Raw genomic sequence first — 23977 nt, 5'->3', positions numbered from 1 at the left:
TGATAATGATTGTCAAAACCATCCCACGCGCGATGATGTTCCTGGCGGCGAGATGCCAGTATCTGCGCCGCATCCCGGGCGTTTCGCGACAATTACTGGCTTCTCGTCGCGACGGCCGGGCCAGCCGGCGCCACCGGCGCGCTCGCCGTGCCGCGCTCCCTACCGGACAGCTCCGCGTCCAGGGTCTCCTGCGCCACGCGCATCGCGTCCGCGAAGCGCGGCTCGGCCATGCGGGTCCAGACCTCGTCCTGCGGAACGTCCTCGACGTGCGCCATCACCCACCAGATGTTCCCGAACGGGTCGCGGACGCGGCCACCCCTGTCGCCCCACGCACTGTCCGACAACGGCGTCACGACGCGCGCGCCCGCCGCCACCGCCCGCCCGAACGCGGCATCCGCATCCGGCACGAAGACGCGCAGCAGCGACGGCATCGCTGGCCAGCCCGCACGGCGGTCGAAGGCGAGCAGCACCGTGTCGCCCACCCGAATCTCCGCGTGGCCGACGCTCCCGTCCTCCACGAGCACGCGCGCGAGTTCGACCCCGCCGAACGCCGTCGTCACGAAATCGAGCAGCGCTCCGGTGTGGTCCGTGACGATCCAGGGGGCGACGCTCGTGTATCCATTCGACTCGGTCATGTGGCTTCTCCTTCTGTCCCATTCCACGCTAAGCGGGATAGCGGACAGTTTCGGGCCGCAATCGTCAGTCGAGCAGGAGAGCCGGCTCCTCGATGATCGAGGCGACGTCCGCCAGGAAGCGCGACGCCACATCTCCGTCGACCACGCGGTGGTCGAACGACGCACCCAGCGTGGTGACGAAGCGCGGACGCACCTCGCCGTCGACGACCCAGGGCTTCTGCTTGATCGTGCCGAGGGCGACGATGCCCACCTCGCCCGGATTCAGGATCGGCGTGCCGGTGTCCATCCCGAACACACCGATGTTCGTGATGGTGATGGTGCCGCCCGCCATGTCCGCCGGGGTGGTCTTGCCGTCGCGTGCCGTGAGGGTGAGCTGTTCGAGCGCCGTGGCGAGTTCGAGCAGCGACATCTCCTGCGCCTCCTTGACGTTCGGCACGATGAGGCCGCGCGGGGTGGCGGCGGCGATGCCGAGGTTCACGTAGTGGCGCACGATGATCTCCTCGTCGGTCCACGACGAGTTCACGGTGGGGTTGCGGCGCACGGCCCAGATGATCGCCTTCGCCATGATCAGCAGCGGGGACACCTTCACGCCGATGAAGTCGGGGGAGTTCTTGAGGCGCTTGACGAACTCCATGGTGCGGGTCGCATCCACGTCGACGAACAGGCTCACGTGCGGGGCGCTGAACGCACTCGACACCATGGCGTTCGCGATGGTCTTGCGCACGCCCTTGACCGGGATGCGGTCCTCGCGGTCGTTCGGCCACTCCGGAGTCTGGATGTTGCGGAACACGCTCGCCTGCGTCGCCTCGCGCAGCACGTCCTCGCGGGTGACCTCGCCGATGGCGCCGGTCGGCGTGACCAGCGTGAGGTCGACGCCGAGGTCTTTCGCCAGCTTCCGGATGGGCGGCTTGGCGATGACGGGAACGTTCGGCATCACGTGCGCCTCGCTGTGCACCGCGAGCGGGGCGGCGGGGGCACTCGCCGCAGGGGCCGAAGCGGCCGGTGCCGCCTGGGCGGCAGGCGCGACGGCGGCACTTGGCGCGGCGGGCGCGCTCGGCGCGGCAGGCGCGGCAGCGGCGGCAGACGCAGCAGCAGCCACAGTGGATGCACTACTCGCCGCCACCGGAATCGCCGACGTCCCCGGGTGGGTCACCCTCCTGCGACGGCTGGCGCCGTGACCGGCCGCGCCGTAGCCGACCAGCACGGCACCCGGCTTCTCGGCGGGCGCATCCACTTCGTGGGACACGCTCGCGGCCGCATCCGCCTCGGCTTCCGCGACCTCGCTCGGGGGCTCGGCCTGCGTCTGCGGCTGGCCGGTGCTGTCGCTGGACACCGTGATGATCGGCGTTCCGACATCCACGGTCTGACCCTCGGACACGAGCAGTTCGCCGACGACGCCCTCGAACGGCGACGGCAGCTCCACGAGCGACTTCGCCGTCTCGATCTCGACGATGACCTGGTTGACCGCGACCGTGTCGCCCGGCGCGACCTTCCAGGCGACGATCTCGGCCTCGGTGAGACCCTCGCCGACATCGGGAAGAAGGAATTTCGATTCGCTCATGTGCGACTTCTTTCGGTAAGCGGGATCAGGGACGAGACGGCGCCAGCCAGCGCCGGCCTCAGTACGCGAGAGCCCTGTCGACGGCTTCGAGGATGCGGTCGGCGTCGGGGAGGTAGATGTCTTCGAGCTTCGCGGGAGGAAACGGGGTGTCGAACCCTGCGACGCGCAGCACGGGGGATTCGAGCGAGTAGAACGCCTTCTCCGTCACCGTCGCCGCGATCTCGGAGCCGACGCTGACGTTGCCAGGCGCCTCCTGCGCGACGACGAGCCTGCCGGTCTTGCGCACGGACTCGACGATGGGCGTGTAGTCGACGGGGGAGATGGAGCGCACGTCGATGACCTCGATGCTGCGGCCCTCCTCGGCGGCGAGCTCAGCGGCGCGGAGAGCGACGCTGACCATGCCCGCCCAGGCGACGACCGTCGCGTCCGTGCCGGTGCGCACGACGCGGCTGGCGTGCAGCGGCGTCGTGTTCTCCAGCAGGTCGACCTCGCCCTTGGGCCAGTAGCGGCTCATCGGCTCGAAGAACAGCACGGGGTCGTTCGACGTGATGGCCTCCTGGATCATCCAGTACGCGTCGTGCGGAGTCGATGGTGCGACGACACGGAGGCCGGCGGTGTGCGCGAAGTACGCCTCCGGCGCCTCCTGGTGGTGCTCGACGGCCCCGATGTGACCGCCGTGCGGCACCCGGATGACGATCGGCATCGAGATCTTGCCGTCGTGCCGGTTGGTGAGCTTGGCCAACTGCGTGGTGATCTGGTCGAAGCCGGGGAAGATGAACCCGTTGAACTGGATCTCGACCACGGGCCGGTATCCGCGCATTGCGAGACCGATGGCCGTGCCGACGATCCCCGCCTCCGCCAGAGGCGTGTCGATGACGCGCTGCGCGCCGAACTCCTTCTGCAGGCCCTCCGTCACACGGAAGACGCCGCCGAGCGGGCCGACGTCCTCGCCGAGGATGAGCACGCGGTCGTTGTCGGCGAGCGCTTTGCGCAGGCCGGCGTTGAGGGCCTTCACCATCGGCAGCGACTGGATGCGCGGCTCCGGCTCGGCGGGCGCCGCGGGGGCGGCAGGCGCCGCGGTCTCTGCGTCCTGCTCTGCTTCTACGTTCTGCGCGCCTTCCGGCTCCTCTGAGCCGTGCGCATCCGCATCCGCATCCGCCGCAGCCTCGGGATGCACGTCCGCCGCCTCCTGCGCGTCGATCCGCGTCGGGGTCGGGGCCGCGTCCTCGATCGTGAACTCGCGCGACCACTCCTGCTCCGCGACGTGCTCTTCGAGCACGATCGAGCCCGGTTCGCTCTCGATGATCTCGACGACGTCGATGGCCTGCGTGTCCTCGCCGACCGATCGGTCGGCGTTGTCTTGGTCTGCGCTCTCGTGCTCCGGCGCATCCACCAGTTCGGCCTCGACGATCTCGCCGTCCGTCTCTGTCTCGGGCGCTTCGCTTCTCACGTCGCTCATGCGTCACCTCCGAACGATGCTTCGTAATCGGTGAGCCACTGCTTCTGCTCGTCCATGAGCGGATGCGGCTCACTGTAGACGTTGTCGAACATCGACGCGATGGGCGGCACTTCGAGTTCGAGCGTGCGCTTGCGGACGTCGGCGGCCAGGTCGGCCCCCTCCTCGTCCGCGCTGTCGAAGAACGCCTGCCCCACGCCCTGCTGCTCCAGGAAGGTGCGGAAGCGCAGGATCGGGTCGCGCTCGCCCCAGTACGCCGTCTCTTCGTCGGTGCGGTACTTGGTGGGGTCGTCGCTGGACGTGTGGGCGCCCATCCGGTAGGTGAGCGCTTCGATCATGCTGGGGCCTTCGCCGTTGCGGGCGTCGTCGAGGTGCTTGGCGGTCACGGCATACGACGCGAGAACATCGTTGCCGTCGATCTGCACGCCGGGGATGCCGAACCCGCTGGAGCGCAGATACAGCGGCGAGCGCGACTGCGTCGTGACGGGCACGGAAATGGCCCACTGGTTGTTCTGCAGGAAGAAGACCTGCGGAGTCTGGTAGCTGGCGGCGAAGACGAACGCCTCGCTCACGTCGCCCTGGCTGGTGGCGCCGTCTCCGAAGTAGACGATGGCGGCCTCATCCGTGTCCGGGTTGCCGGTGCCCACCTTGCCGTCGAACGTGATGCCCATGGCGTAGCCGGTGGCGTGCAGCGTGTGCGAGCCGATCACCAGCGTGTAGAGGTGGAAGTTCTGCACGGCGGGGTCCGTCGGGTCCCAGCCGCCGTGCGTCGTGCCGCGCAGGAGTCCCATGATGCCGACGGGGTCGATCCCGCGCACCATGCCGACCACGTGCTCGCGGTAGGACGGGAAGAGGTGGTCCTGCGGCCGGGCGGCGTGGGCGGAGCCCACCTGCGCGCCCTCCTGGCCCATGCTCGGCACCCAGAGGCCGAGCTGACCCTGACGCTGCAGGTTCGCGGCTTCGTGGTCGAAGGCGCGGACCTTCACCATGTCGCGGTACAGCCGCCTGTAGTCGTCCTCGTCGAGTCGTTCGAGGTACGGCAGGTATTCCGCTGCGAGCTCGCTCGGCTGGAAACGGCCGTCTGCTGTCAGCAGTTGGACCGTGTTCGCCGGGCGCGGGGTATCGTTCGTGGCAACCACCTGTCTAACCTAACCGCTTGGCGGGGTGCCCATTTGGTAGGTTCCGCACAATATCCGCGGTCACCTCAAGGAGTTTGTCCACAGACTCCTGCTCTCCGACGCTGATCCGGATGCCCTCGGGCGCGAACGCACGCACGGTCAGGCCCGCGTCGAAGAACGCGTCGTTGGCGTCGGCGGTCTGCTCGCCCGTGGCCAGCCAGACGAAGTTGCCCTGCGCCTCCGGAACCACCCAGCCCTGTGCGATCAGGGCGTCGCGGAGCTGGTCGCGCCGCATGGCGATGCGGGCGACCCGCTCCATCAGCTCGTCCTCGGCGTCGATCGAGGCGAGCGCCGCGACGCGGGCCGCGTCGGTCACCGACAGCGGGATGGCCGCGGAACGCGCGGCGTCCAGAACGTGCGCGGGACCGACCGCGTAGCCGATCCGCAGAGCGGCGAGGCCGTACGCCTTGGAGAAGGTGCGCAGCACCACGAGGTTGGGGTAGCGGCCGAGCAGCGGGATGCCGTCGACGGAGGCGTCGTCGGTGACGAACTCGTAATAGGCCTCGTCGAGCAGCACGAGCAGGTCGGACGGAACGGCCGCCATGAACCGCTCGAAGTCGGCGGCGGTCACGATCGTGCCTGTCGGGTTGTTCGGCGTGCAGACGATGACGGCGCGGGTGCGATCCGTGATGGCCGCGGCGAGCGCATCCAGGTCGTGGCTGCCGTCCGCGCGGTTGGGGACCTGCACGCTGGTCGCTCCGGCGACCGTCACCAGCCCGGGGTACGCCTCGAACGAGCGCCACGAGTACACGACCTCGTCGCCGACGCCCGCCGCTGCGGAAATGAGCTGCGCGAGCAGCGAGACGGAGCCGTTGCCCAGGTGCACCTGGTCGAGGTCGACGCCGTGGCGGTCCGCGAGACGCTGCCGCAGGTCGGCGCCGCCCGCATTCGGGTAGCGGTTGAGGTCGCTGAGGACCGCGCCGACCGCATCCACCACCGAGGGCAGCGGAGGGAACGGGTTCTCGTTGCTGGACAGCTTGAAGCCGTCTGCGGGAGCGGCCCGCCCCTGCTTGTATGCGGGAACAGCGACGATCTCGGGGCGCAGCCTCACGCCACGGGTGTGTTCGGTACTCACGCCCCTAACTTACCCGCGGCCGCATACCTCGGCGGGAATTCTCCTGCGACCCCTCGCCGCGGGGGTCCCCACCTGGGAACATGGACGCATGAGATTCCTCGTACGACTCATCATCAACGCTCTCGCGCTCTGGCTCACGACACTGATCGTGTCCGGCGTCACCGTCCGCCCGTATGCGGAGGGCGAGCTGCCGACGATCCTCACCTACCTGCTGATCGCGCTGATCTTCGGCGTCGTCAACGCCATCGTCGGCACGGCCATCCGGATCGTCGCGTTCCCCCTCTACATCCTCACGCTCGGACTCATCTCGTTCATCGTGAACGGGCTGCTCCTGCTGCTCGTGGCGTGGATCAGCGGGCTGATGGGCTTCGGTCTCTACATCGCCGGATTCTGGTGGGGCGTTCTCGGTGCGCTCGTGCTGGCGATCATCGCCTGGCTGATGGGACTCATCCTCCGTCCGCTCACGCGACGCTGACAGCGTGGATGCGGGAGAATAGGTCAGACCCCACCACGCAAGGAGACCCATGACCGCGCTGCCTCCCCAGCCGCTGAGCCCACTCGACGGCCGTTACCGCCCGGCGGTGCTCGGTCTCGGCGATCACCTGTCGGAGGCCGGTCTGAACCGGGCGCGCGTGCAGGTCGAGGTCGAATGGCTCATCTATCTGACGAGCCACCGGATGTTCGGTTCCACTCCGCTCACCGAGCAGCAGGTGCACGCGCTGCGCGCGCTGGTGGCCGAGTTCGGTCAGCCGGAGATCGACAGGCTCGCCGAGCTGGAGGCCACCACCAAGCACGACGTCAAGGCGGTCGAGTACCTGGTGCGGGAGCGGCTGCACGCTCTCGGCCTCGACAGCATCGCCGAGCTCACCCACTTCGCCGCGACCAGCGAAGACATCAACAACCTGTCGTATGCGCTCACGGTCAGCGCCGCGATCAACGAGGTGTGGCTGCCCAAGTTCCGCTCCGTCATCGCCGAGCTGCGCGCGCAGGCGATCGAGTACCGCGACGACGCGATGCTGGCGCGCACCCACGGCCAGCCCGCCACGCCAACGACCATGGGCAAGGAGCTCGCGGTCTTCGTCTACCGCCTGGAGCGCATCCAGAAGCAGATCGAGCACAACGACTACCTCGGCAAGTTCAGCGGAGCGACCGGCACCTTCGCCGCGCACGTCGTGGCAGACGCCGAGGCCGACTGGCCGCGCATCTCGCGCGAGTTCGTCACCAGCCTGGGGCTCGACTGGAACCCGCTGACCACGCAGATCGAGTCGCACGACTGGCAGGCTGAGCTGTACGGCAAGGTGTCTCACGCCAACCGGGTGCTGCACAACCTGGCTACGGACATCTGGACGTACATCTCGCTCGGCTACTTCCGGCAGACGCCGGAGCCCGGCGCGACCGGCTCGTCGACCATGCCGCACAAGGTCAACCCGATCCGGTTCGAGAACGCGGAGGCGAACCTGGAGCTGAGCTCCGCCGTGCTCGACTCGCTGGCCGCCACGCTGGTGACCAGCCGGCTGCAGCGCGACCTCACCGACTCGACCACGCAGCGCAACATCGGCGTCGGTCTCGGCCACTCCCTGCTCGCACTGGACAACATCCAGCGCGGACTCGGTCAGATCGCGCTCGACCGCGACCTGCTGGCCGCCGACCTCGACGCCAACTGGGAGATCCTCGGCGAGGCGATCCAGACGGTCATCCGCGCGGAGGTCTCCGCCGGTCGCTCGCAGATCACCGACCCGTACGCCCTGCTCAAGGAGCTGACCCGCGGCAAGCGCGTCGACCACGAGGGCCTTGCGGAGTTCGTGAACGGCCTCGACATCGGCCAGGCCGCCAAGAACCGCCTCCTCGCGCTCACCCCCCACACATACACCGGCCTGGCCTCCGCCCTCGTCGACCGCCTCTAGCCCCGTCCCTCGCAATCGAGCCCAGGCTTTTTCACCGCAAGACGCGTTCTTAAGGTGAGAAAGCCTGGGCTCGATTGCGTGGTGTCAGTGGGCGGCGGGCTTGTCGGGGGAGTCGCCGTTCTGTTCCTCGAGGTCATGGACCTCGGCGGCGTTGGGCTTGAACGCGAGCGCGAACAGGGCCATCAGCACCAGGGCGACGATGAACGCGATGCCGAAGCTCACCCCGGCGAGTAGGAACTCGCGAGTGGCGATCAGCACGATGAGACCGACGAACACGGCGAGCGCCGCCGAGATACCGAGCAGCTCGGTGGGCAGGAAGCGGTCTTTGCGGCTCGGCTGGAGCTTGGAACGGGAGTCAGTGGTCACGCCAGGGTCTTTCTTGTCGCGCTTGGTCACGATCCGCTCCCCGTGCTCTGCTCAGCGGCCACCGCTCGGGATGCGCTCCGCAGCGACACCGCGCCGATGCCCTGGAACACGCCCACGATCACGGCCCACGCGCCGAACAGGCCGATCGAGAGCAGGGCGTCCGACGGAATGAGGAGGAAGGCGACGGCGAGCAGGGCGGTCAGCGCGCCGGTGATCAGCCAGTCGCGCGCAGCCGCATCCCGCCCTCTGTTGCGGATGCCGCTGTAGAGCTCGAGGAAGCCGGTGAGTGCCGCCCACACGGTCACGAGGTAGAGGAAGAGGCCGAGTCCGCTGTTCATCAGTGCGAGGGCGAGCACCCCGGCGACGACGCCGATGGCACCCTGCACGATGAACAGGGTGCGCGTGGTGCCGCTGAGGCCGGAGGTCGCGGTGAGGACCGACGTCGCGAGGCCGTCCAGGATGGCGAACACACCGAAGACGATCAGTCCGAACTCGGCGGTGTGCGCATCCCGCGTGAACGTGATGACGGCGGTGGCTGCCAGTGCGACGACCGCACGGACGGCGGGGACGACCCAGTACCGGTTGGACTTCGGTGCAGGAACTGCGGGTGCCACTCGGCGACCTCTCTCGTACGGGTTTCCCCGCTAGTTTAGTCGCGGTGCGCCTGCGCGTTTGCCGCGTGCGCGGCTGTCCGGTCGGTATGCTCGCTCTGTCTCCTGTCCTCGCACCACCAGACGAAGGGGTCCGGATGCGGATCGGTTTCGGAATCGTCCGCGCGGCGATGGCGGCTCTCACCCTCGTGGCGATGATCGTCCAGTTCATGACGAGCGTGAACTTCATCGCCGACAAAGGGGGGAATCCCGGCGGCTACGGTGTGAACTTCTTCAGCTTCTTCACCATCGACTCGAACGTCGGCTACGTGGTGGTGCTGGCGATCGGCGCGTATTTCCTGTTCTCCAGGAGCGGTGACGACCCTCAGTGGTTCACGGCGCTCCGGGCAGTGATCACGACGTACATGGTGACCACCGGCATCGTCTACAACCTGTTGCTGCGCAACGTGCCGCTGCCGCAGGGGCTCACCGTCGAATGGTCCAACGAGGTGCTGCATGTCGTCGGTCCGGCGTATCTGCTGGTGGACTGGCTGTTCGCCCCCGGCCGTGCTCCCCTCCGCCGCCGGGTGCTGTGGTGGGTCGTCGCGTTCCCGATCGTCTGGGCCGTCTACACCCTGATCCGGGCCCCGTTCGGATCCGACCCGATCACCGGCAAGCAGCCCTGGTACCCGTATCCGTTCCTCAATCCGCAGACATCGCCGAACGGCTACCTCTCCGTGGCGTTCTACGTGCTGCTGATCGCCGCGGTCATCCTGTGCGTCGGCTACGGGGTCGTGTGGGTGTCTCGGCGCTGGCGCGGCGGGCGACCGCTGCCCGCCGACGGGGACTAGGCGCTACGCCCGCGCCATCCTGTCGACGCTGTTCGACCAGAACACCACTCCGGCCACGGCGGTCAGCGCGAGCAGGAACGCGCCGGTCGGGGTGATCGTGTCGGAGATCCGGTGCTGGGCGCACAGAGCGGAGACGATGCCCGCGGCGAGCCCGCTCACGGACACGACGGCGAACGAGTACGAGATGACACGGGATGCGCCTTCGAGGAGCATCCCCCGCACGATCAGCGCGACGGCGGCGATCACCCAGGTCGCGCCGAGCGGGAACGAGATCAGCAGGGCGAGCTCGTCGCGCAGCAGCAGGCCGGGAACGACGTAGAGCAGGCTCGCCGCTGCGATCATCGCGATGCCGAGGCCGGCGAAGGCGCTGAGTCTCGCGCGCTCCGACCGGAATCCCTGGATCGTGGCGATGAGCGACGGCCAGGTGAGCGCGAACGAGAACGCCACGACGGCCAGCGCGACAGCGCCGGCGCCCTGGACGAGCGGGAGCAGGTTGACGTTCATGGATCTATTCAACGCCGTTCCCGGATGCGTTCGCATCATTCCGGAGAATGACAAACGGGATGCGGAACGGCTCAGCCTGCGTGCCCGTCGACGAAGCGCGACGCCTCGATGTCGATGAGGTCCGCATCCCGGATCAGGGCGGGGATCGACGGGTCATCCGGCAGCTCGATCGTGGTGGCCAGCCGGATGTCCTGCGACGACGCGCCCAACTCGATCCGGAACTCGCCGCCTTCGCGCCGCCAGAGGCCGCGCTTGCCATCCGGCCGCTCCGCTGCGGAGTCCCAGTACGCGAAGTCGCGGTTCTCGAGCTCGAAGTCGACCCGCGCGGCTTCGCCAGGCTCCAGCCGCACCTTCTCGAAGCCGCGCAGCTCGCGCACCGGGCGCTGCACCTCCGCATCCGGATCGCCGACGTAGAGCTGCACGATCTCGGCGCCTGCACGGTCGCCGTCGTTGGCGATCGTGCAGGACACGCGCACCCGGCCGGCGTCGGCGTCGATCACCTCGAGGTCGAGGTCCCGGTAGGCGAACCGCGTGTACGACAGGCCGTGCCCGAACGGGTAGCGCACGGCGCGGTGGAGCGCGTCGTACCAGCGGTAGCCGATGAACACGCCCTCGCCGTAGAGCACCGTTCCCCGCTCGCCGAGCCAGTTCGGGAAGCCAGGGGTGTCCTCGACCGCGAGCGGGAAGGTCTCGGCGAGCTTGCCGGACGGGTTGGCGCGCCCGAACAGCGCATCCGCGACCGCGTGGCCGGTGCCCTGGCCGCTCAGCCACGCCTCCACGATGGCGTCGACCCTGTCGTGCCACGGGTCCATCGACACCGGGGAGCCGTTCGAGAGCACGACTGTGAGGGATGCGCCTGTCCGCTCGCGCACGTCGGCCAGCCTGGCGAGCAGCGCGACCTGGTCCGCCGGGAGGGCGAGCGAGTCCCTGTCGTTCGCCTCCTGCTCGTAGGAGAGGGGAAGGCCGGCGAAGACGACGATCGACTCCGCCTGCTGCGCGACCGCGGCGGCCTCGTCGATCAGCCGCTCGGCGGTCTCGGAGAGCGGCCCCCTGCCCGCGTGCTGGACCGCCTCCGCGAGCTGCAGCTCCTTGGCGAGCGTCGCGGACCGTCTGGCGACCTTCGGCTTGTCCTCGTCGTGGCCGATGCCGTGGGCGGCGAGGATGGCGAGGTTGTCGTCCTGATACGCGTTCTTCGTCGCGTACACGTAGCCGGGCGCGGAGACGACGCGCTGACCGGCGATGGCGCGGATTGCGTCCAGCGGCACGTCGATGCGGGTGGGGTCGACGCCGGAGGAACCGCCGCCCTGGATGCGCGCGTGCTCGGCGAACGCCCCGATCACCGCGATGGTGCCGCCGTCCTCCGCGAGCGGCAGCACGGGTGCGGCGGAGCCGGGAGCGTTCTCGTTGCGCAACAGTGTGATGCACCCGGCCGCGGCCTCCCTGGCGAGCACGTGATGCTCGTCGGCTCGCAGGACGGCGAGCTGCTCCGGTGTGAGCCGGTCGCCGGCGCTGTGGCCGAGCGACATCACGGGACCGTCGACCCGGTCGGCGCCGGGGTATGCGCGGGCGACCAGTGTCAGCACGCGGCGGGCGGCGGCGTCGACGATGGACTCGTCGAGCGTGCCGGCGCGGACAGCGGCCACGATCTCCGCATCCGTCTGCCCGCCGGTTCCCGGCATTTCGAGGTCGAGTCCGGCGCGCACGGCGGCGACGCGGTCGTGCACGGCGTTCCAGTCGGAGACGACAGCGCCCTGGTAGCCCCAGTCGTCGCGCAGCACCTCGGTGAGCAGCCAGTGGTTCTGCGACGCGTGCACGCCGAACAGCCTGTTGTAGGAGCACATGACCGTCCACGGCTCCGCGCGACGGACGACACGCTCGAACGCGGACAGGTAGGTCTCGCGCAGGGTGCGCTCGTCGGCGACGACCGAGATCCTGGTCCGCTCGATCTCCTGATTGTTCGCGGCGAAGTGCTTGAGGGATGTTCCGACGCCGGTCGACTGCACGCCGTCGACGTACGCGGCGCCCAGTTCGCCCGCGTGCATCGGGTCCTCCGAGAAGTACTCGAAGTTGCGTCCGCAGAGCGGCGAGCGCTTCATGTTGACGCCGGGCCCGAGCACGACCTGCACCCCCTCGGCTCCGGCCTCTTCGCCGATCGCGGCGCCCACTCTGCGCATCAGTTCCCTGTCCCAGGATGCGCCCATCGCCGAGGCCGTCGGGAACCCGGTCGCCGGCACCCAGACCATGTCGACCCCGGTCTCCTTGCGGAGCCCGTGCGGTCCGTCGCCGACTTCGATGGCGGGCACGGCGGCTGGCAGTCCCGGCCGGTCGATGGTCTGCGTGAACCAGTCGTCGACGCCGGAGAGCATGGACGCCTTCTCTTCCAGAGTCAGCGCGGCGAGGACGTCGTCGACGTCGAACGGGGGGACGTGCATTGGGGGGACCTTCCGGGAGAGTGGCGGCGGGGCTGGGTCGGCGCGGTCGGCGCGTGAGATTCGGCGCGACGGTCAGAGCGCGGTCTGCAGGAGCGCGGCGGCGCTGCGATCCACGAGGAAGCGCGGGGAGGCGCACTGGGTGAGCACGGTGGCCGGCCATTCCGGCTCGTAGGCGTCCGCCGCGGCGAGCCTGCGCACGGTCGGCTGCTTGTGCTCGCCGGTGACCACCATGATCACGGAGCGGGAGAGCTCGCGGATGGTCGAGATCCCCACCGTGACTCCGTAGCGAGGCGCCTCATCGAGGCTGCCCAGGGTGGGGAACGTGTCGAGGTTGTCGCGGCGCGTGTCGTCGCCGAGCGCGACGACCCTGGTCACCGTGTCCGCTCCGGCACCGACCGGGTTGAGCGCGACGTGGCCGTCCGACGCGCCGGAGGCGAGCAGGAAGAGGTCGATGCCGCCCGCCTCCGCCAGCCTCCTGTCGTACGCGCCGTCCGGGTCGCGGGGGTCTGGATGCCAGAGGTTCCGCTCCGGGATGCGGTGCTCCGGCAGCGCTCCCGCGTTCAGCCTGGCGAGGATGTCGCGCTCCCCGTAGCCGACGCAACTGTGGGCGAGTGCCGGGTCGACCGCCCTGAACTCCCGGTCCTCCGCGGCACGCTCGCCGCCCGCTTGCTCCACGTACTCGTCCATCAGGGCGATGACCACGGTGCTGAGGTCGAGGTCGCGCTCGGCGACGATGGCGGCGAGCTGCTCGTAGGTGGTGAGCGGGCTGCGCCCTGTCGGGCAGCCGAGCACGAACGTGCGGCCCTCCGCGTTCGCGGCCGCGATGGCGTCGGCGATCTGCTCGGCGGCGGCACGGCCGACGTCGTCGGGGGTGTCGAGGATTTCGGGCGCGATGCGCATGGGGGACTCCTTGTCTGGGGAACGGATCAGGCTGAGCGGGAACCGCTCACTCCTTGATCGCGCCGTTGAGCACGCCGCTGATGAAGTGGCGCTGGAAGAACACGTAGAGGATGAGCACGGGGACGGCGACGATCAGCGAGCCGGCTGCCAGCAGGTTCACGTCGAGCGTGTTCTTCCCCTGGAAGACGCCGAGCGCCAGGGTGGCCGGCTGGATGGCCGGGTCGGCGATGAAGACCAGGGAGAGGAAGAAGTCGTTCCAGGTCCACATGAACGACAGCAGCGCGAGGGTCAGCACGGCCGGCCTGGCGATCGGCATGAGCACCTGCCACAGGATGCGCCACGAGCGGGCGCCGTCCATCTCGGCCGCCTCGATCAGCGACGGGGGCACGGCACGGAAGGTCGCCCGCATCCAGAATGCGCCGAAGGGGACGCCCATCCCGATCTGGATGATGATGAGGCCGAGCCACGAGTTGGTGAGGCCCATCGACTGGAACGTGTAGTACAGCGGGATGATGAAGACCTCGGCCGAGATCATCAGGCCGAACAGCACCAGCGGGAAGATCACCTTCTGGCCTGCGACTCCGAGCACGCCGAAGGCGAAGCCGGAGAGCACGGCGAGCACGGTCTGGCCGACCACCGCGCCGATGGTGATCACGGCGGAGGCCAGCATCGCCGACCCGAAGCCCCCGGCGTTCCAGGCGGTCACGAAGTTGCCGAACTGCGGATGCAGGAGGTCGAGCTGGCCACTGCGCGACGGGCTGAGCGCGGTGAACAGGAACCAGACCACGGGGAAGAGGACGAACACCGACACGGCAATGAGGACAGTGTGGTTGAGCACGCGCTCGGAGCGGGAGATCATGCGTTCTTCTCCTCGGAGAGTCGGGTGATGACGAGGGCGACCAGGAGGCACACGACGGCGATGATGATGCCGATCGCCGCGGCCATCCCGACGTCGGGGTTCAGGAAGGCCTTGCGGTAGAGCAGGAGCGCCGGGGTCGTGGTCGACGTGCCCGGCCCGCCCTGTGTGGTCACCCAGACCAGGTCGAACGCTCTGAGCGCCCCGGTGACCGTGAGCGTCAGAGCGACGGCGACCTGACCCTTCAGGCTCGGAAGCGTGATCGAGAAGAACTCGCGGATCGGCCCGGCCCCGTCGATCCGCGCCTGTTCGTAGAGCTCGCCGGGGATGGCGGCGACACCCGCGACGAACAGGACCATGCAGAGGCCCATCGCCGTCCAGGTGCCGATCACGCCGAGGGCGGGAAGCGCCCAGGTGAAGTCGCCCAGCCAGTTCTTGGCCAGGTCTCCGAGGCCCACGGCGCGCAGGGCGGAGTTGAGCGGGCCGTCCGGGCCGTAGATGCGTTTCCAGATCACGGCGACGACCACGCTGGTGAGCACCTGCGGGAGGAAGAGCAGCCAGCGGTAGACGCCGCTGCCCGTCGTCTTGCCGCGTCCGAGCAGGGCGGCGGAGATCAGGCCGAGCGCGATCGGGATGAGCGAGAAGAACACCACGAGCACCAGGACGTGACCGAGCGACTCCAGCAGCTCGGGGTCGGTGAAGAACGACACGTAGTTGCTGAAGCCCACCCAGCGGGCCGCGCTCACCCCATCCCAGCTATAGAGCGAGTAGTTCACGCTCTGCAGGATGGGGACGAGCACGACGAACCCGTAGAACAGGAGCGCAGGAGCCGCGAACGCCAGCCCGAGCCAGCGGCGTCGGCGTGCGAGCGGCGACAGCCTGCGCCTCCTGGGCGATGCGCTGCGTGCTGTGCGCGACGCCGCCGGTGCAGCGGCGGGGGTCTCCTGCCGCTGCACCAGATCGGACGAGGTCATCGGCTCAGCCCTTCGCCCGCTGGGCCTGGAAGGCGTCGTAGTCCTTCTGTCCTGCCTCGCCGAGCTGCTGCGGAGTGACCTGACCCGCGAAGAGCTGCTGGAGCTGGCCGCCGATCGTGTCGAGCATCGTCGGGGTCGACCAGTCGAAGTAGGGCACGTAGCCGTTGCCCTTGTCGAGAGCCTGCTGCGCCTTGATCTCGCTGGCGAGCTCCGGGTTGCCGCTCGGGATGCTCAGGTCGGAGTGCAGCAGCGGCAGGAAGCCGTGGTCGACCGCCTCCTGAGCGGCCGTCTTGCTGGCCATGAAGTCGAGGAACGCTGCGGCAGCATCCGGGTTCTTCGACTTCGACGAGATGGCGAGGTTGGCAGCGGACGCTCCGGTGCCGACCACCTTGTCGCCCTCGACCTGCGGAAGCTGAACATAGCCGAAGGTCTGCTTCTGCGCTTCGGAGAACGCCAGCGAGCCGGTGTACTCGAAGCGGAAGGCAGCCTTGCCCGTCAGGAAGTCGTTCTGCGCATCCGCGTACTGGATGCCGGGGTAGTTCGGCGTGAACCAGCCGTCGTCCGCCCATTTCTTCACGTCGGTGGCGGCGTCGACGATTCCGGTGTCGGTGATCGGGACGTTTCCGCTGGAGTAGACGAAGTCGCCGATCTTGTCGGCGGGGGCGTAGAGGTTCTGGGTGGCGAACAGGATCGATGTCGCCGACCCCTTGTCCTGCGAGCCGAACGCGATCGGCGTCTTGCCTGCCGTCTTGATCGCCGCGGCGTCCTTCTCGAACTCGGCGAGCGTGGTCGGCACCGGCAGGCCGAGCTGGTCGAGCATCGTCTTGTTGTAGTAGAGCCCGATCAGCGAGGAACGCGCTGCGGGGGTGGCGAACAGCGAGCCCGTGCCCATCTGCTTGCCGTCCGGGGTGAACTCGAGCTGACGGGAGATGGTGTCGGGGATCTCCTTGTCCCAGCCGTACAGCTTCGAGTAGGCGTCGAGGTTCAGGATGCGGCCGCCCTTGGCCAGCGTGCCCATCGACTGCCAGCCGTTGTTGACCAGCGCGATGTCCGGGCCGTTCGCGTCGGCGAGGCGCAGGTTGAGGGTGTTCATCACCTGGCCCCAGTCCTGGGTGGTGCGCTTGATGGTGATGTTCGGGTGCTGCTTCTCGAAGTCCTTGACGACGGCGTCCATCCACTTGCCTTCGTCGTTCTGCCAGAAGTCGAGGATCTTGATCGTGACGTCCTTGCCCGACACGTCTTTCGAGACGGGACGGGAGGAGTCCGCCGCCGTGGATCCGCCCGGTGCGCAGCCCGCCAGGCCCAAGGCCAATCCGGCAGCTACAGCAATCGCTCCAGCGAGGTGCCGCTTCTTCATGCGAGTCTCCTTTAACTCGTCGCCCTGTCGTTCACGCCGATATGCAGCGCGGGAGCAACGCTATTCGTAACCAGCTCAGTTAGTCCACTTGGGGACGAAATAACAACCATTCCCGCTACTGGTCCGGTAAAGCAGGGCCGCAATTCCGTGGCAGGCTGGCTCAATCGAGGCATCAACACTCCGCCACCTCACCTGACAGCCCCCTGAATGGGCCCGATGGAACCGGACCAGTCTGCGATCTGGTTGTTAATCGCCCGCGAACTGGCATAACTGGGCTGCGTGTGATTAGCGTGGAGGCGCCGCCGACGCTGGTGGACCACACCACGAGACCGACTGTGAGGGAAGAACTGATGAGCCGAGTGGTTGGGGTCGACATCGGCGGAACGAAGACGCACATCGTCGTCGCTCCGGCCGACCCGCAGGCGGACACCGCATCCGGACGGCGCGACATCGTGGTGCCGTCCGCCTCCTGGCGCGGTGGCCTGGGCGATTTCGAGGGCGACGCCATCGGGCTTCACGACCTCCTGGTGGAGCACGTCGGCCAGGAGGCACTGACCTCGCCGCTCGCCGTCGGCGCGCACGGCTGCGAGAACACAGCCCAGTGCCGCGAGCTGGAACGCGCCCTGCGAGCCAGGTTCAGCGGCCGGGTCGCCGTCCTGAACGACTCAGAGCTCATCCCGCCCGCGATGGGTCACGAACGCGCGATCGGCGTCGTGGTCGGCACCGGAGCGATCGCCACCGCCAGGGATGCGAACGGCGAACTGGTCAGCGCCGGCGGCTGGGGCTGGCTCCTCGGCGACGAGGGAAGCGCGGCGGGACTCGTGCGCGACGCCACCAGGGCCGTGCTCCGAGACCTCGATCGAGGCGGGTCGTTCGACCAGCTCGGACGGCGGCTGCTCTCCTCGTTCTCCGCGAGCGACGGCGACGGGCTCGCCCTCGCCGTGACGAACGCCGCGTCCGCGGAGGAGTGGGGCAGGCACGCCCCCGAGGTCTTCGCCGCAGCCGACGAGGGGTCGGCCATCGCCGCCGCGGTCATCGACGAGGCCGGAGAACAGCTCGCCTGGCTGGTCCATCAGCTCCTCGAACGCGGCATCCCCGCTGACGGCGTCGTGGCGGGCGGCTCGGTCATCCAGCGTCAGCCACGACTCCAGGATGCGTTCGGTGCGGCACTCCAGAGAGACCACCCCGACCTCGCACTCACCATCCTCGACAGACCCCCTGTGCTCGGAGCCGTCACGGTGGCTCGCCGGATCGCACGGGACCACAACGTCAACACCATCCAGATCGGAGACAAGTAGCAGATGAAAGTAACACTCATTGGAGCAGGGAGCCGGGAGTTCGCCGGAACCATCATTCGCGACCTCCTCCTGAGCGCACCGATCGCCGAGAAGGGCCTCGACCTCACGCTCATGGACATCGCGGCGGCTCCGCTCGCCGAGATGGAGGGCTACGCCAGGCACCTGACCGAGCTGCTCGCCCACGAGGCGACCATCACAACGACGACCGACCTCGACGAGGCCGTCGCAGGCGCCGACTTCGTGGTGACCGCCATCGAAGTGAACCGCTACCACTACTGGTCGCAGGACTTCACCGTGCCGAGGAAGTACGGGTTCCGCCAGGTCTACGGCGAGAACGGCGGCCCCGGCGGGCTGTTCCACGCCCTCCGCCAGTTCGGTCCGCTGCTCGAGATCGCCCGCGCGATCGAAAGACTGGCCCCGGATGCGCTGTTCCTCAACTTCTCGAACCCGGAGCACAAGGTCTGCGAGGCCATCTCGCGCCTCACCTCGGTCAAGGTCGTCGGCCTGTGCCACGGCTACTTCCAGGGCGCCCGCCAGATCTCCGCCCTGCTCGACACTCCGCTCGACCAGCTCGACCTCGCCGCGGGCGGGATCAACCACTTCGCCTGGTTCCAGCGCATCAGGGACAGGAAGACGGGCGAAGACCTGTACCCGCGCCTGCGCGAGCTGGAGCACGACGCGAACTGGGTGTCCGACTGGCACGAGGTCGGGCTCTCGCGCATCCTGTTCCGCCGTTTCGGGCTGTGGCCGTCACCGAGCGCCAACCACATCGGCGAGTACCTGTCCTGGGCAGAGGACTACGTGCCTGCCCAGCTCCAGTACTTCCACGACCCGGCCGACGGCTCGCCCTGGCAGGAGGGCGCTGCGACGCCCGAGTGGTACTACGAGATCCGGTTCGCGGACACCGACCGGCCGTATCAGCCGCCGAAGCACGCGCAGAAGACGCTGGAGGACACCCTCGAGAACCGTCCCGTCGTGTCGTCGGAGGAGCTCGCCATCCCGATCATCGAGTGGGTGGCCTGCGGTGTCGAGCGCGACCTGCCCGCCGTTAACCTGCCGAACCGCGGCGCGATCCCCGGCCTCCCCGACGACATGGTCGTCGAGGTGCCAGGCCGCGTCGTGGACGGCGAGCTCGTGGCGGTGCCGCTGGAGGAGTTCCCCGAGGGCGTGCTCGCCATGGTGCGGCTGCAGGGGAGCATCCACAAGCTGCTGGTGCAGGCGTACGCGGAGCAGTCGAAGGCGAAACTGCTGCAGGCGATCCTGCTCGACCCCGTGGTGGATTCGCACAACCGCGCTGTGGCGATGCTCGACGAGTTCCTGGAACTGCAGAAGGACATCCTTCCTCCGCTGCACTGAACGGACGGACAGAGGCCTCCGACCCATCCAGGGTCGGGGGCCTCGTCTGTGCGTGGGCTCCTGCTGCTCGGGCCGCTACTCCGCCCGGTAGAGGTCCGCGTGGAAGCGGTATGCATCCCCGCGGTAGGTGTTCAGCCCGACGAGCACCGGCGTGCCCGCCCTGTCGTACGCGATCTCGCGCCCGACGAGCACGGGGCTGCCCGCCGGGATGCGCAGCAGCGTTGCCTGCTCCGCGGTCGGCGTCTCTGCCTGAACGCTGTACGCGCTGCGGAAGATGCTCACCGAGCAGTGCGCCTGCAGCGTCTCGTAGAGCGACGCGTCAGTGAGGTCGAGGTCGAGCAGGGCGTGAGCGATGGTGAGCGGCAGAACGTTCCTGTCGACGCAGATCGGCGTCGAGTTCATCCCGCGCAACCGGACCAGTTCGAGCACTTCGGTCCCCGGCGCGATCCCGAGCCGGTTCGCCTCGTCCAGGGTCGCAGAGCGCACCGACTTCTCCAGCACCTCGGCGGTGGGGGTGTGGCCGCGCTGCCGCGCCATCTCGGTGAAGCTCTCCAGCGTGCTCGGCGGTTCGCCGACGGTCGGGCTCGGCACGAACCATCCGCGCTGCGGAGAGCGCGCGACGCGGCCCTGACGCTCCAGATCCTCCAGCGCCATCCGGATGGTGCTGCGGCTCACGTGCATGCTCTCCGCCAGCAACCGCTCGCCCGGCAGCCGGGTTCCCGGCTGGTAGATCCCGTGGTTGATGGCCATGCCGAGCTCCCGGGAGACGCGGGTGGTGATCGTGGGAGTTTTCACAGCCCCACCATACCAATCAGGCGATTGGATGCGCCTCCGTCGCTGTTTGGTTCAACTGGTTGAGCAACGCATGGAGGTGACCGGCCGCATCCAGGAGGGCGATGCTGCGCCTGGTCAGCTCCGCCAGCCGCTGGTCCAGCAGGTCACGGGCCTCCGCTGTCAGCCCCTGGCGGCGGAGCTGATCCAGGATGCGCGATATCGACGGGATGCGATAGCCGCCGCTCCGCAGCGCGGCGACGATCCGCGCCTCGGCGATCGCACGGGCGCCGTAACGCCGCACCGGCGAGCGGGGGCCGAGCCCGGAGCCGCGGTCGGAGCCGCGGTCGGGGCGCACGAGCCCCTCGCGCTCCCAGTGCCGCAGCGCGGACGGCCGCACGTCGAGCGCCTGGGAGAGTTCACCGATCGTCATCGTGTCGCGTTCCTCGAACACGTCGGTCGTCTCCACGAGCACGGCGTCGAGCCCGCTGCGCGCTTCGCGAAGCTGCGACCGCCCCCTGGCGATGGCGGCGTGGAGCTCATCGATCCGCTCCGCCGCCTCGTCGACCGTTCCTGTGAGCAGGACGGGCATGAGCTGCCTGGCCAGCACCGGCCCCACAGCGGCGGCGAGCGCGCGGTATGCGCGGAGCGCGACGACATGACGGTCGTCGTATCGGCGGTAGCCGTTCGCTCCGCGCCGGGCGGGAGGAATGACACCGAGCCGTTCGAGGTCGCGCACCTGCTGCGTCGAGTACCCCGCGAGGCGGCCGACCGCCGCCGTGGTCTGCCAACGCTCTTGAGGGTTTGCCGCTCGGTTCCCCGTGTTCTCGTGCACGAAGTCCACATAAGCACGTCAGGCCGACGATTGAGGAATGGAGTTTCACGGGATCGTCGACATCGTCCAGTCCTTCGATGGGTCGCTGGTGCTGCTGCCGGATGAGCGCAGCGGCTTCCCCGAGCTGTCCTGGGGAGACGCGTACTTCTATTTCGCCCCCGACGGGCTGATCCCTGAGCGCACCCAGCCGTACGCGACCATCATCACGAAGGAATATCCGGACGACCACGCCTCCCGGCTGGACGCGCCTGGCCGCTTCCGGCTGAACATCCACGTCGGTCGGGACGAGGCGGCACAGCTCGTCGGCCCCGCCGACGTCGACCCGGCCGAGACGGATGCGTTCTTCGCGCATCCGCTGTACGGCGCCTCCGGGTGGGTCTCGGTCGTGAGGCCGGGGGAGCGGACAGTGGATGCGGTGACCACCCTGCTGCGAGCGGCGCACGACGCGGCGGCGGCACGCGCATCCCGTCGCACGGCCGGGCGGTGACGACATGGTGTCCGCGCAGTCTCTGAGCGAGCAGGACCGGCGTCTCGTGGCGGCGTGGGCCGCCGACTGCGCCGAGCGTGTGCTGCCGCTGTTCGAGGCGGAGGCGGAGGCGACCGGCGACGACCGCCCGCGCGACGCCATCGAGCGGGCGCGCGCGTTCTCCCGCGGCGAGCTCGACGCCGCCGGCGAGATCCGCCGCCGCTTCGTCGCCGGCCGCGCGGCACACGCGGTCACGTCCCCGGCAGCCGTAGCGGCCGCCAGGGCGTGCGCGCAGGCCGCTGGCGTCGCCCACATGGGAGCGCACGCGCTCGGAGCGGCTGCCTACGCGGCCCGCGCGGTGGGTCTGGCCGCGCCCGACCAGCCCGACGCGGCAGAGGCCGAGCAGCGCTGGCAGCTCGCGCGCCTCACCCCGGCCGCCAGAGCGGCCCTCCGCCGCCTGCCACCGCTCGGCCAGGATGCGTCCGGTCCGCTCGGCCCCGGCCTGCTCGCGTCAGGGCAGCTCGGGGAGCTGATCCGCGCCCTTCAGGCGGGGCTGGGTGCCGGGTAGACCGCGACCACGTCGATCTCGACCAGGAACCCGTCTAGGCGCGACCCGACGGTCGTTCGCGCCGGGAACGGCTCGGCGAACCAACGCCGATAAGCCGCGTCGAAGCCGGCGAAGTCGCGCTCGATGTCGTTCAGGTGCACCGTGGCCTTGACGACGTCGCTCGCGGCCATCCCGTGCGCAGCGAGCAGCGCGACGAGGGTGCGCAGCGCCGCGTCGGTCTGCTCCTCGATCCCGGCACCGACGACCTCGTCCGTCTCCGGGTGGTGCGGGGTCTGCCCGGCCGTGAAGGCGAACCCATTCGCCACGACGAGCGGCGAGTACGCGGGCGCCATCAGAGCACCTTGGAGAGGAACGATGTCGTCCTCTCGTGCTGAGGGGCGTCGAGCACGGCGGACGGCGGCCCGCTCTCGACCACCACCCCCGCATCCATGAACACCACGTGGTCGCTGACCTGGCGGGCGAACCCGAGCTCGTGGGTGACCACGACCATCGTCATGCCGGTCTCGGCCAGGTCCTTCATCACGTCGAGGACTTCGCCGACGAGTTCAGGGTCGAGCGCAGACGTCGGCTCGTCGAAGAGCATCAGCTTCGGCTTCATCGCGAGTGCGCGAGCGATCGCGATGCGCTGCTGCTGGCCGCCGGACAACTCCTGCGGGTATGCGGAGCCTCGATCGCCGAGGCCGACCGGGTCGAGCAGCGCCTGCGCCTCCGGGATCACCTCAGCCTTCGACCGTCCCGCGACCCGGATCGGCGCCTCGACGATGTTCTCGAGCACGGTCAGGTGTGGGAACAGGTTGAACCGCTGGAAGACCATCCCGGCCTTCATCCGGTCCCTGGCCGTCTCCGACTCCTTCTTCTCGAACAGGCGGCCGTTGCGTTCCTCATAGCCGACCAGGCTGCCGTCGACGTAGAGCTTGCCGGCGCTGACCTTCTCCAGGTGATTGATGCAGCGCAGGAAGGTCGTCTTCCCCGAGCCGGAGGGCCCGATCAGGCAGGTCACCGAGCCGCGCCGCACCTTAAGGTCGACCCCCTTGAGGATCTCGGTCGACCCGAACGTCTTGCGGACGCCGATCGCTTCGACCATCGAGACGTTCACTTCGACCGTCTGGTTCATGCTGCGTTCCTCTCTCGTCTCAGCCACGGGAAGCTGCGCACCCGCGCGGCGTCGAATCCGCGCCCGTAGCGGCGCTCGAGCTTGCCCTGGAAGTACGTCAGCACGCTGGTCATCGCGAGATACCACAGGCTCGCCACGATCAGCAGCGGGATGATCTGGTAGTTGGCGGCGTAGATGATCTGCGCCGAGTAGAGCAGGTCGGAGATGGCGAGCACACTCACCAGTGATGTGCCCTTGAGCATCGAGATGATCTCGTTGCCTGTCGGCGGCACGACCACCCGCATCGCCTGCGGGAGAACGATGCGGCTCATCAGGAGCCTGCCGTTCATCCCGAGCGCCCTGGCCGCGTCGTACTGCCCGCGGTCGACGGCGCCGATCCCGCTGCGGATGATCTCCGCCATGTACGCCGCCTCGTTGAGCGACAGCCCGAGCAAGGCCGCGGTGAGCGGCGCGATCAACACGTTCGCCGACCCGATCACGATGCCAGGTCCGCCGAAGGGGAGGCCAAGGACGATCACCGGGTAGAGCGCTGCGATGTTGTACCAGAAGATCAACTGCACCAGCACGGGGGTCCCGCGGAAGAACCAGATGTACGCGCGGGCGATGACACTCAGGATGGGGTTCGCCGACAGCCGCATGATGGCGAGCACCGTGCCGAACACGATACCGATGGCCATAGCGACCACGGTCAGGCCCAGTGTGAGCAGTGCGCCGTTGATGATTTGCGGGGCGAACAGGTACTGGAAGACGACCTCCCAGTGGTAGCGCTGGTTCATCGCCATGTCCCAGGCGGCGCCCGCTGCGGCGATCACGATCAAGATCGCGATGGTCCAGCGGACAGGATGCCGCAGGGGCACCACCGGCTCCGACTCGTGGGACGCGGCCGCCGGGGTATCGGCGATGGCAGGGGCGGAAGTCACAGTGCTCACC

Annotated in this window: 25 protein-coding genes; 7 read left to right on the top strand and 18 right to left on the bottom strand. The window is 68.8% G+C overall.

What is annotated here, in order from left to right:
- Positions 1–92 precede the first annotated feature (92 nt).
- From ACYVGI_RS14160 to ACYVGI_RS14140, 5 genes are all read right to left on the bottom strand, one after another.
- Positions 93–635: a VOC family protein gene (locus ACYVGI_RS14160; RefSeq protein WP_460633241.1), complete on the bottom strand. Its 543-nt coding sequence runs from the start codon at positions 633–635 to the stop codon at positions 93–95.
- A gap of 64 nt (positions 636–699) precedes the next feature.
- Entirely contained in the window at positions 700–2196 is a 1497-nt protein-coding gene (locus ACYVGI_RS14155; RefSeq protein ID WP_460633240.1) for a dihydrolipoamide acetyltransferase family protein, read from the bottom strand.
- A 58-nt stretch (positions 2197–2254) separates the two neighbouring features.
- Positions 2255–3214, bottom strand: a complete 960-nt coding sequence (locus tag ACYVGI_RS14150) for an alpha-ketoacid dehydrogenase subunit beta (RefSeq protein WP_460633411.1) — start codon at positions 3212–3214, stop codon at positions 2255–2257.
- Positions 3215–3651: 437 nt separating this feature from the next.
- Positions 3652–4791, bottom strand: coding sequence for a pyruvate dehydrogenase (acetyl-transferring) E1 component subunit alpha (gene pdhA / locus ACYVGI_RS14145; RefSeq protein WP_460633239.1), 1140 nt, complete (start codon positions 4789–4791; stop codon positions 3652–3654).
- Between the two features lie 4 nt (positions 4792–4795).
- Positions 4796–5905: a histidinol-phosphate transaminase gene (locus ACYVGI_RS14140; protein ID WP_460633238.1), complete on the bottom strand. Its 1110-nt coding sequence runs from the start codon at positions 5903–5905 to the stop codon at positions 4796–4798.
- 88 nt (positions 5906–5993) lie between these two features.
- Here ACYVGI_RS14140 and ACYVGI_RS14135 point away from each other — a divergent pair, with 88 nt between their 5' ends.
- Together ACYVGI_RS14135 and purB are read left to right on the top strand one after the other, a co-directional pair.
- Positions 5994–6380, top strand: coding sequence for a phage holin family protein (locus ACYVGI_RS14135; RefSeq protein ID WP_055897295.1), 387 nt, complete (start codon positions 5994–5996; stop codon positions 6378–6380).
- Positions 6381–6429: 49 nt separating this feature from the next.
- Positions 6430–7809 (top strand): adenylosuccinate lyase, encoded by a 1380-nt coding sequence (purB, locus tag ACYVGI_RS14130; protein ID WP_460633237.1) that lies wholly within the window; start codon positions 6430–6432, stop codon positions 7807–7809.
- An 84-nt stretch (positions 7810–7893) separates the two neighbouring features.
- Here purB and ACYVGI_RS14125 read toward each other — a convergent pair whose 3' ends face one another.
- Positions 7894–8205, bottom strand: coding sequence for a hypothetical protein (locus tag ACYVGI_RS14125; protein WP_460633236.1), 312 nt, complete (start codon positions 8203–8205; stop codon positions 7894–7896).
- Complete coding sequence (locus ACYVGI_RS14120) at positions 8202–8789, bottom strand: HdeD family acid-resistance protein (RefSeq protein ID WP_460633235.1); 588 nt, start codon at positions 8787–8789, stop codon at positions 8202–8204. The genes ACYVGI_RS14125 and ACYVGI_RS14120 overlap by 4 nt, the downstream gene beginning before the upstream one ends.
- 134 nt (positions 8790–8923) lie before the next feature.
- Here ACYVGI_RS14120 and ACYVGI_RS14115 point away from each other — a divergent pair, with 134 nt between their 5' ends.
- Positions 8924–9616 (top strand): Pr6Pr family membrane protein, encoded by a 693-nt coding sequence (locus tag ACYVGI_RS14115; RefSeq protein WP_460633234.1) that lies wholly within the window; start codon positions 8924–8926, stop codon positions 9614–9616.
- Between the two features lie 3 nt (positions 9617–9619).
- Here the strand turns inward: ACYVGI_RS14115 and ACYVGI_RS14110 are convergent, their stop codons facing one another.
- From ACYVGI_RS14110 to ACYVGI_RS14085, 6 genes are all read right to left on the bottom strand, one after another.
- Positions 9620–10120 carry a hypothetical protein gene (locus ACYVGI_RS14110; protein WP_460633233.1) on the bottom strand — a complete coding sequence of 167 codons (501 nt, stop codon included), beginning with the start codon at positions 10118–10120 and terminating at the stop codon, positions 9620–9622.
- A gap of 71 nt (positions 10121–10191) precedes the next feature.
- Positions 10192–12552: a beta-glucosidase family protein gene (locus ACYVGI_RS14105; protein ID WP_460633232.1), complete on the bottom strand. Its 2361-nt coding sequence runs from the start codon at positions 12550–12552 to the stop codon at positions 10192–10194.
- 72 nt (positions 12553–12624) lie between these two features.
- Positions 12625–13452, bottom strand: a complete 828-nt coding sequence (locus ACYVGI_RS14100) for a 6-phosphogluconolactonase (protein WP_460633231.1) — start codon at positions 13450–13452, stop codon at positions 12625–12627.
- A gap of 46 nt (positions 13453–13498) precedes the next feature.
- On the bottom strand, positions 13499–14311 hold the full coding sequence (locus tag ACYVGI_RS14095) for a carbohydrate ABC transporter permease (protein WP_402853041.1): 813 nt from the start codon (positions 14309–14311) through the stop codon (positions 13499–13501).
- Positions 14308–15282 (bottom strand): carbohydrate ABC transporter permease, encoded by a 975-nt coding sequence (locus tag ACYVGI_RS14090; protein WP_460633230.1) that lies wholly within the window; start codon positions 15280–15282, stop codon positions 14308–14310. The genes ACYVGI_RS14095 and ACYVGI_RS14090 overlap by 4 nt, the downstream gene beginning before the upstream one ends.
- A gap of 4 nt (positions 15283–15286) precedes the next feature.
- Positions 15287–16639 (bottom strand): ABC transporter substrate-binding protein, encoded by a 1353-nt coding sequence (locus ACYVGI_RS14085; RefSeq protein ID WP_460633229.1) that lies wholly within the window; start codon positions 16637–16639, stop codon positions 15287–15289.
- 350 nt (positions 16640–16989) lie between these two features.
- Here ACYVGI_RS14085 and ACYVGI_RS14080 point away from each other — a divergent pair, with 350 nt between their 5' ends.
- Together ACYVGI_RS14080 and ACYVGI_RS14075 are read left to right on the top strand one after the other, a co-directional pair.
- The gene (locus ACYVGI_RS14080) at positions 16990–17937 is read left to right on the top strand and encodes an N-acetylglucosamine kinase (protein ID WP_460633228.1); all 948 of its coding nucleotides are present in this window, start codon (positions 16990–16992) and stop codon (positions 17935–17937) included.
- A gap of 3 nt (positions 17938–17940) precedes the next feature.
- Positions 17941–19293, top strand: coding sequence for a family 4 glycosyl hydrolase (locus ACYVGI_RS14075; RefSeq protein WP_460633227.1), 1353 nt, complete (start codon positions 17941–17943; stop codon positions 19291–19293).
- A 75-nt stretch (positions 19294–19368) separates the two neighbouring features.
- Here the strand turns inward: ACYVGI_RS14075 and ACYVGI_RS14070 are convergent, their stop codons facing one another.
- Both ACYVGI_RS14070 and ACYVGI_RS14065 read right to left on the bottom strand, forming a co-directional pair.
- Positions 19369–20088 carry a GntR family transcriptional regulator gene (locus tag ACYVGI_RS14070; RefSeq protein WP_460633226.1) on the bottom strand — a complete coding sequence of 240 codons (720 nt, stop codon included), beginning with the start codon at positions 20086–20088 and terminating at the stop codon, positions 19369–19371.
- Positions 20089–20104: 16 nt separating this feature from the next.
- The gene (locus ACYVGI_RS14065; RefSeq protein ID WP_460633225.1) at positions 20105–20899 is read right to left on the bottom strand and encodes a MerR family transcriptional regulator; all 795 of its coding nucleotides are present in this window, start codon (positions 20897–20899) and stop codon (positions 20105–20107) included.
- Between the two features lie 37 nt (positions 20900–20936).
- Here ACYVGI_RS14065 and ACYVGI_RS14060 point away from each other — a divergent pair, with 37 nt between their 5' ends.
- Both ACYVGI_RS14060 and ACYVGI_RS14055 read left to right on the top strand, forming a co-directional pair.
- A complete protein-coding gene (locus tag ACYVGI_RS14060; protein WP_460633224.1) occupies positions 20937–21386 on the top strand; it encodes a DUF6194 family protein in 450 nt (149 codons plus the stop codon).
- A 4-nt stretch (positions 21387–21390) separates the two neighbouring features.
- Positions 21391–21933 (top strand): putative immunity protein, encoded by a 543-nt coding sequence (locus ACYVGI_RS14055; RefSeq protein ID WP_460633223.1) that lies wholly within the window; start codon positions 21391–21393, stop codon positions 21931–21933.
- Here ACYVGI_RS14055 and ACYVGI_RS14050 read toward each other — a convergent pair.
- The 3 genes from ACYVGI_RS14050 to ACYVGI_RS14040 are packed head-to-tail and all read right to left on the bottom strand — an operon-like array spanning position 21909 to position 23976.
- Positions 21909–22265 carry a RidA family protein gene (locus tag ACYVGI_RS14050; RefSeq protein ID WP_460633222.1) on the bottom strand — a complete coding sequence of 119 codons (357 nt, stop codon included), beginning with the start codon at positions 22263–22265 and terminating at the stop codon, positions 21909–21911. The genes ACYVGI_RS14055 and ACYVGI_RS14050 overlap by 25 nt on opposite strands.
- Entirely contained in the window at positions 22265–23029 is a 765-nt protein-coding gene (locus ACYVGI_RS14045) for an amino acid ABC transporter ATP-binding protein (RefSeq protein ID WP_460633410.1), read from the bottom strand. The genes ACYVGI_RS14050 and ACYVGI_RS14045 overlap by 1 nt, the downstream gene beginning before the upstream one ends.
- A gap of 14 nt (positions 23030–23043) precedes the next feature.
- Complete coding sequence (locus ACYVGI_RS14040) at positions 23044–23976, bottom strand: amino acid ABC transporter permease (RefSeq protein ID WP_460633221.1); 933 nt, start codon at positions 23974–23976, stop codon at positions 23044–23046.
- Position 23977 lies beyond the last annotated feature (1 nt).

Source organism: Leifsonia lichenia (assembly GCF_054780215.1).
Note: the sequence above shows the minus strand (reverse complement) of the source record. Positions and strands in the feature narration are given on the sequence as shown.

What these genes read in the sequence shown, in the direction of transcription:
- ACYVGI_RS14050 (WP_460633222.1), bottom strand. Translation starts at nt 22,265, where the DNA reads ATGGCGCCCGCGTACTCGCCGCTCGTCGTGGCGAATGGGTTCGCCTTC.
- ACYVGI_RS14160 (WP_460633241.1), bottom strand. Translation starts at nt 635, where the DNA reads ATGACCGAGTCGAATGGATACACGAGCGTCGCCCCCTGGATCGTCACG.
- ACYVGI_RS14115 (WP_460633234.1), top strand. Translation starts at nt 8,924, where the DNA reads ATGCGGATCGGTTTCGGAATCGTCCGCGCGGCGATGGCGGCTCTCACC.
- purB (WP_460633237.1), top strand. Translation starts at nt 6,430, where the DNA reads ATGACCGCGCTGCCTCCCCAGCCGCTGAGCCCACTCGACGGCCGTTAC.
- ACYVGI_RS14085 (WP_460633229.1), bottom strand. Translation starts at nt 16,639, where the DNA reads ATGAAGAAGCGGCACCTCGCTGGAGCGATTGCTGTAGCTGCCGGATTG.
- ACYVGI_RS14155 (WP_460633240.1), bottom strand. Translation starts at nt 2,196, where the DNA reads ATGAGCGAATCGAAATTCCTTCTTCCCGATGTCGGCGAGGGTCTCACC.
- ACYVGI_RS14080 (WP_460633228.1), top strand. Translation starts at nt 16,990, where the DNA reads ATGAGCCGAGTGGTTGGGGTCGACATCGGCGGAACGAAGACGCACATC.
- ACYVGI_RS14110 (WP_460633233.1), bottom strand. Translation starts at nt 10,120, where the DNA reads ATGAACGTCAACCTGCTCCCGCTCGTCCAGGGCGCCGGCGCTGTCGCG.
- ACYVGI_RS14060 (WP_460633224.1), top strand. Translation starts at nt 20,937, where the DNA reads ATGGAGTTTCACGGGATCGTCGACATCGTCCAGTCCTTCGATGGGTCG.
- ACYVGI_RS14055 (WP_460633223.1), top strand. Translation starts at nt 21,391, where the DNA reads ATGGTGTCCGCGCAGTCTCTGAGCGAGCAGGACCGGCGTCTCGTGGCG.
- ACYVGI_RS14150 (WP_460633411.1), bottom strand. Translation starts at nt 3,214, where the DNA reads ATGGTGAAGGCCCTCAACGCCGGCCTGCGCAAAGCGCTCGCCGACAAC.
- ACYVGI_RS14100 (WP_460633231.1), bottom strand. Translation starts at nt 13,452, where the DNA reads ATGCGCATCGCGCCCGAAATCCTCGACACCCCCGACGACGTCGGCCGT.
- ACYVGI_RS14095 (WP_402853041.1), bottom strand. Translation starts at nt 14,311, where the DNA reads ATGATCTCCCGCTCCGAGCGCGTGCTCAACCACACTGTCCTCATTGCC.
- ACYVGI_RS14105 (WP_460633232.1), bottom strand. Translation starts at nt 12,552, where the DNA reads ATGCACGTCCCCCCGTTCGACGTCGACGACGTCCTCGCCGCGCTGACT.
- ACYVGI_RS14075 (WP_460633227.1), top strand. Translation starts at nt 17,941, where the DNA reads ATGAAAGTAACACTCATTGGAGCAGGGAGCCGGGAGTTCGCCGGAACC.
- ACYVGI_RS14135 (WP_055897295.1), top strand. Translation starts at nt 5,994, where the DNA reads ATGAGATTCCTCGTACGACTCATCATCAACGCTCTCGCGCTCTGGCTC.
- ACYVGI_RS14090 (WP_460633230.1), bottom strand. Translation starts at nt 15,282, where the DNA reads ATGACCTCGTCCGATCTGGTGCAGCGGCAGGAGACCCCCGCCGCTGCA.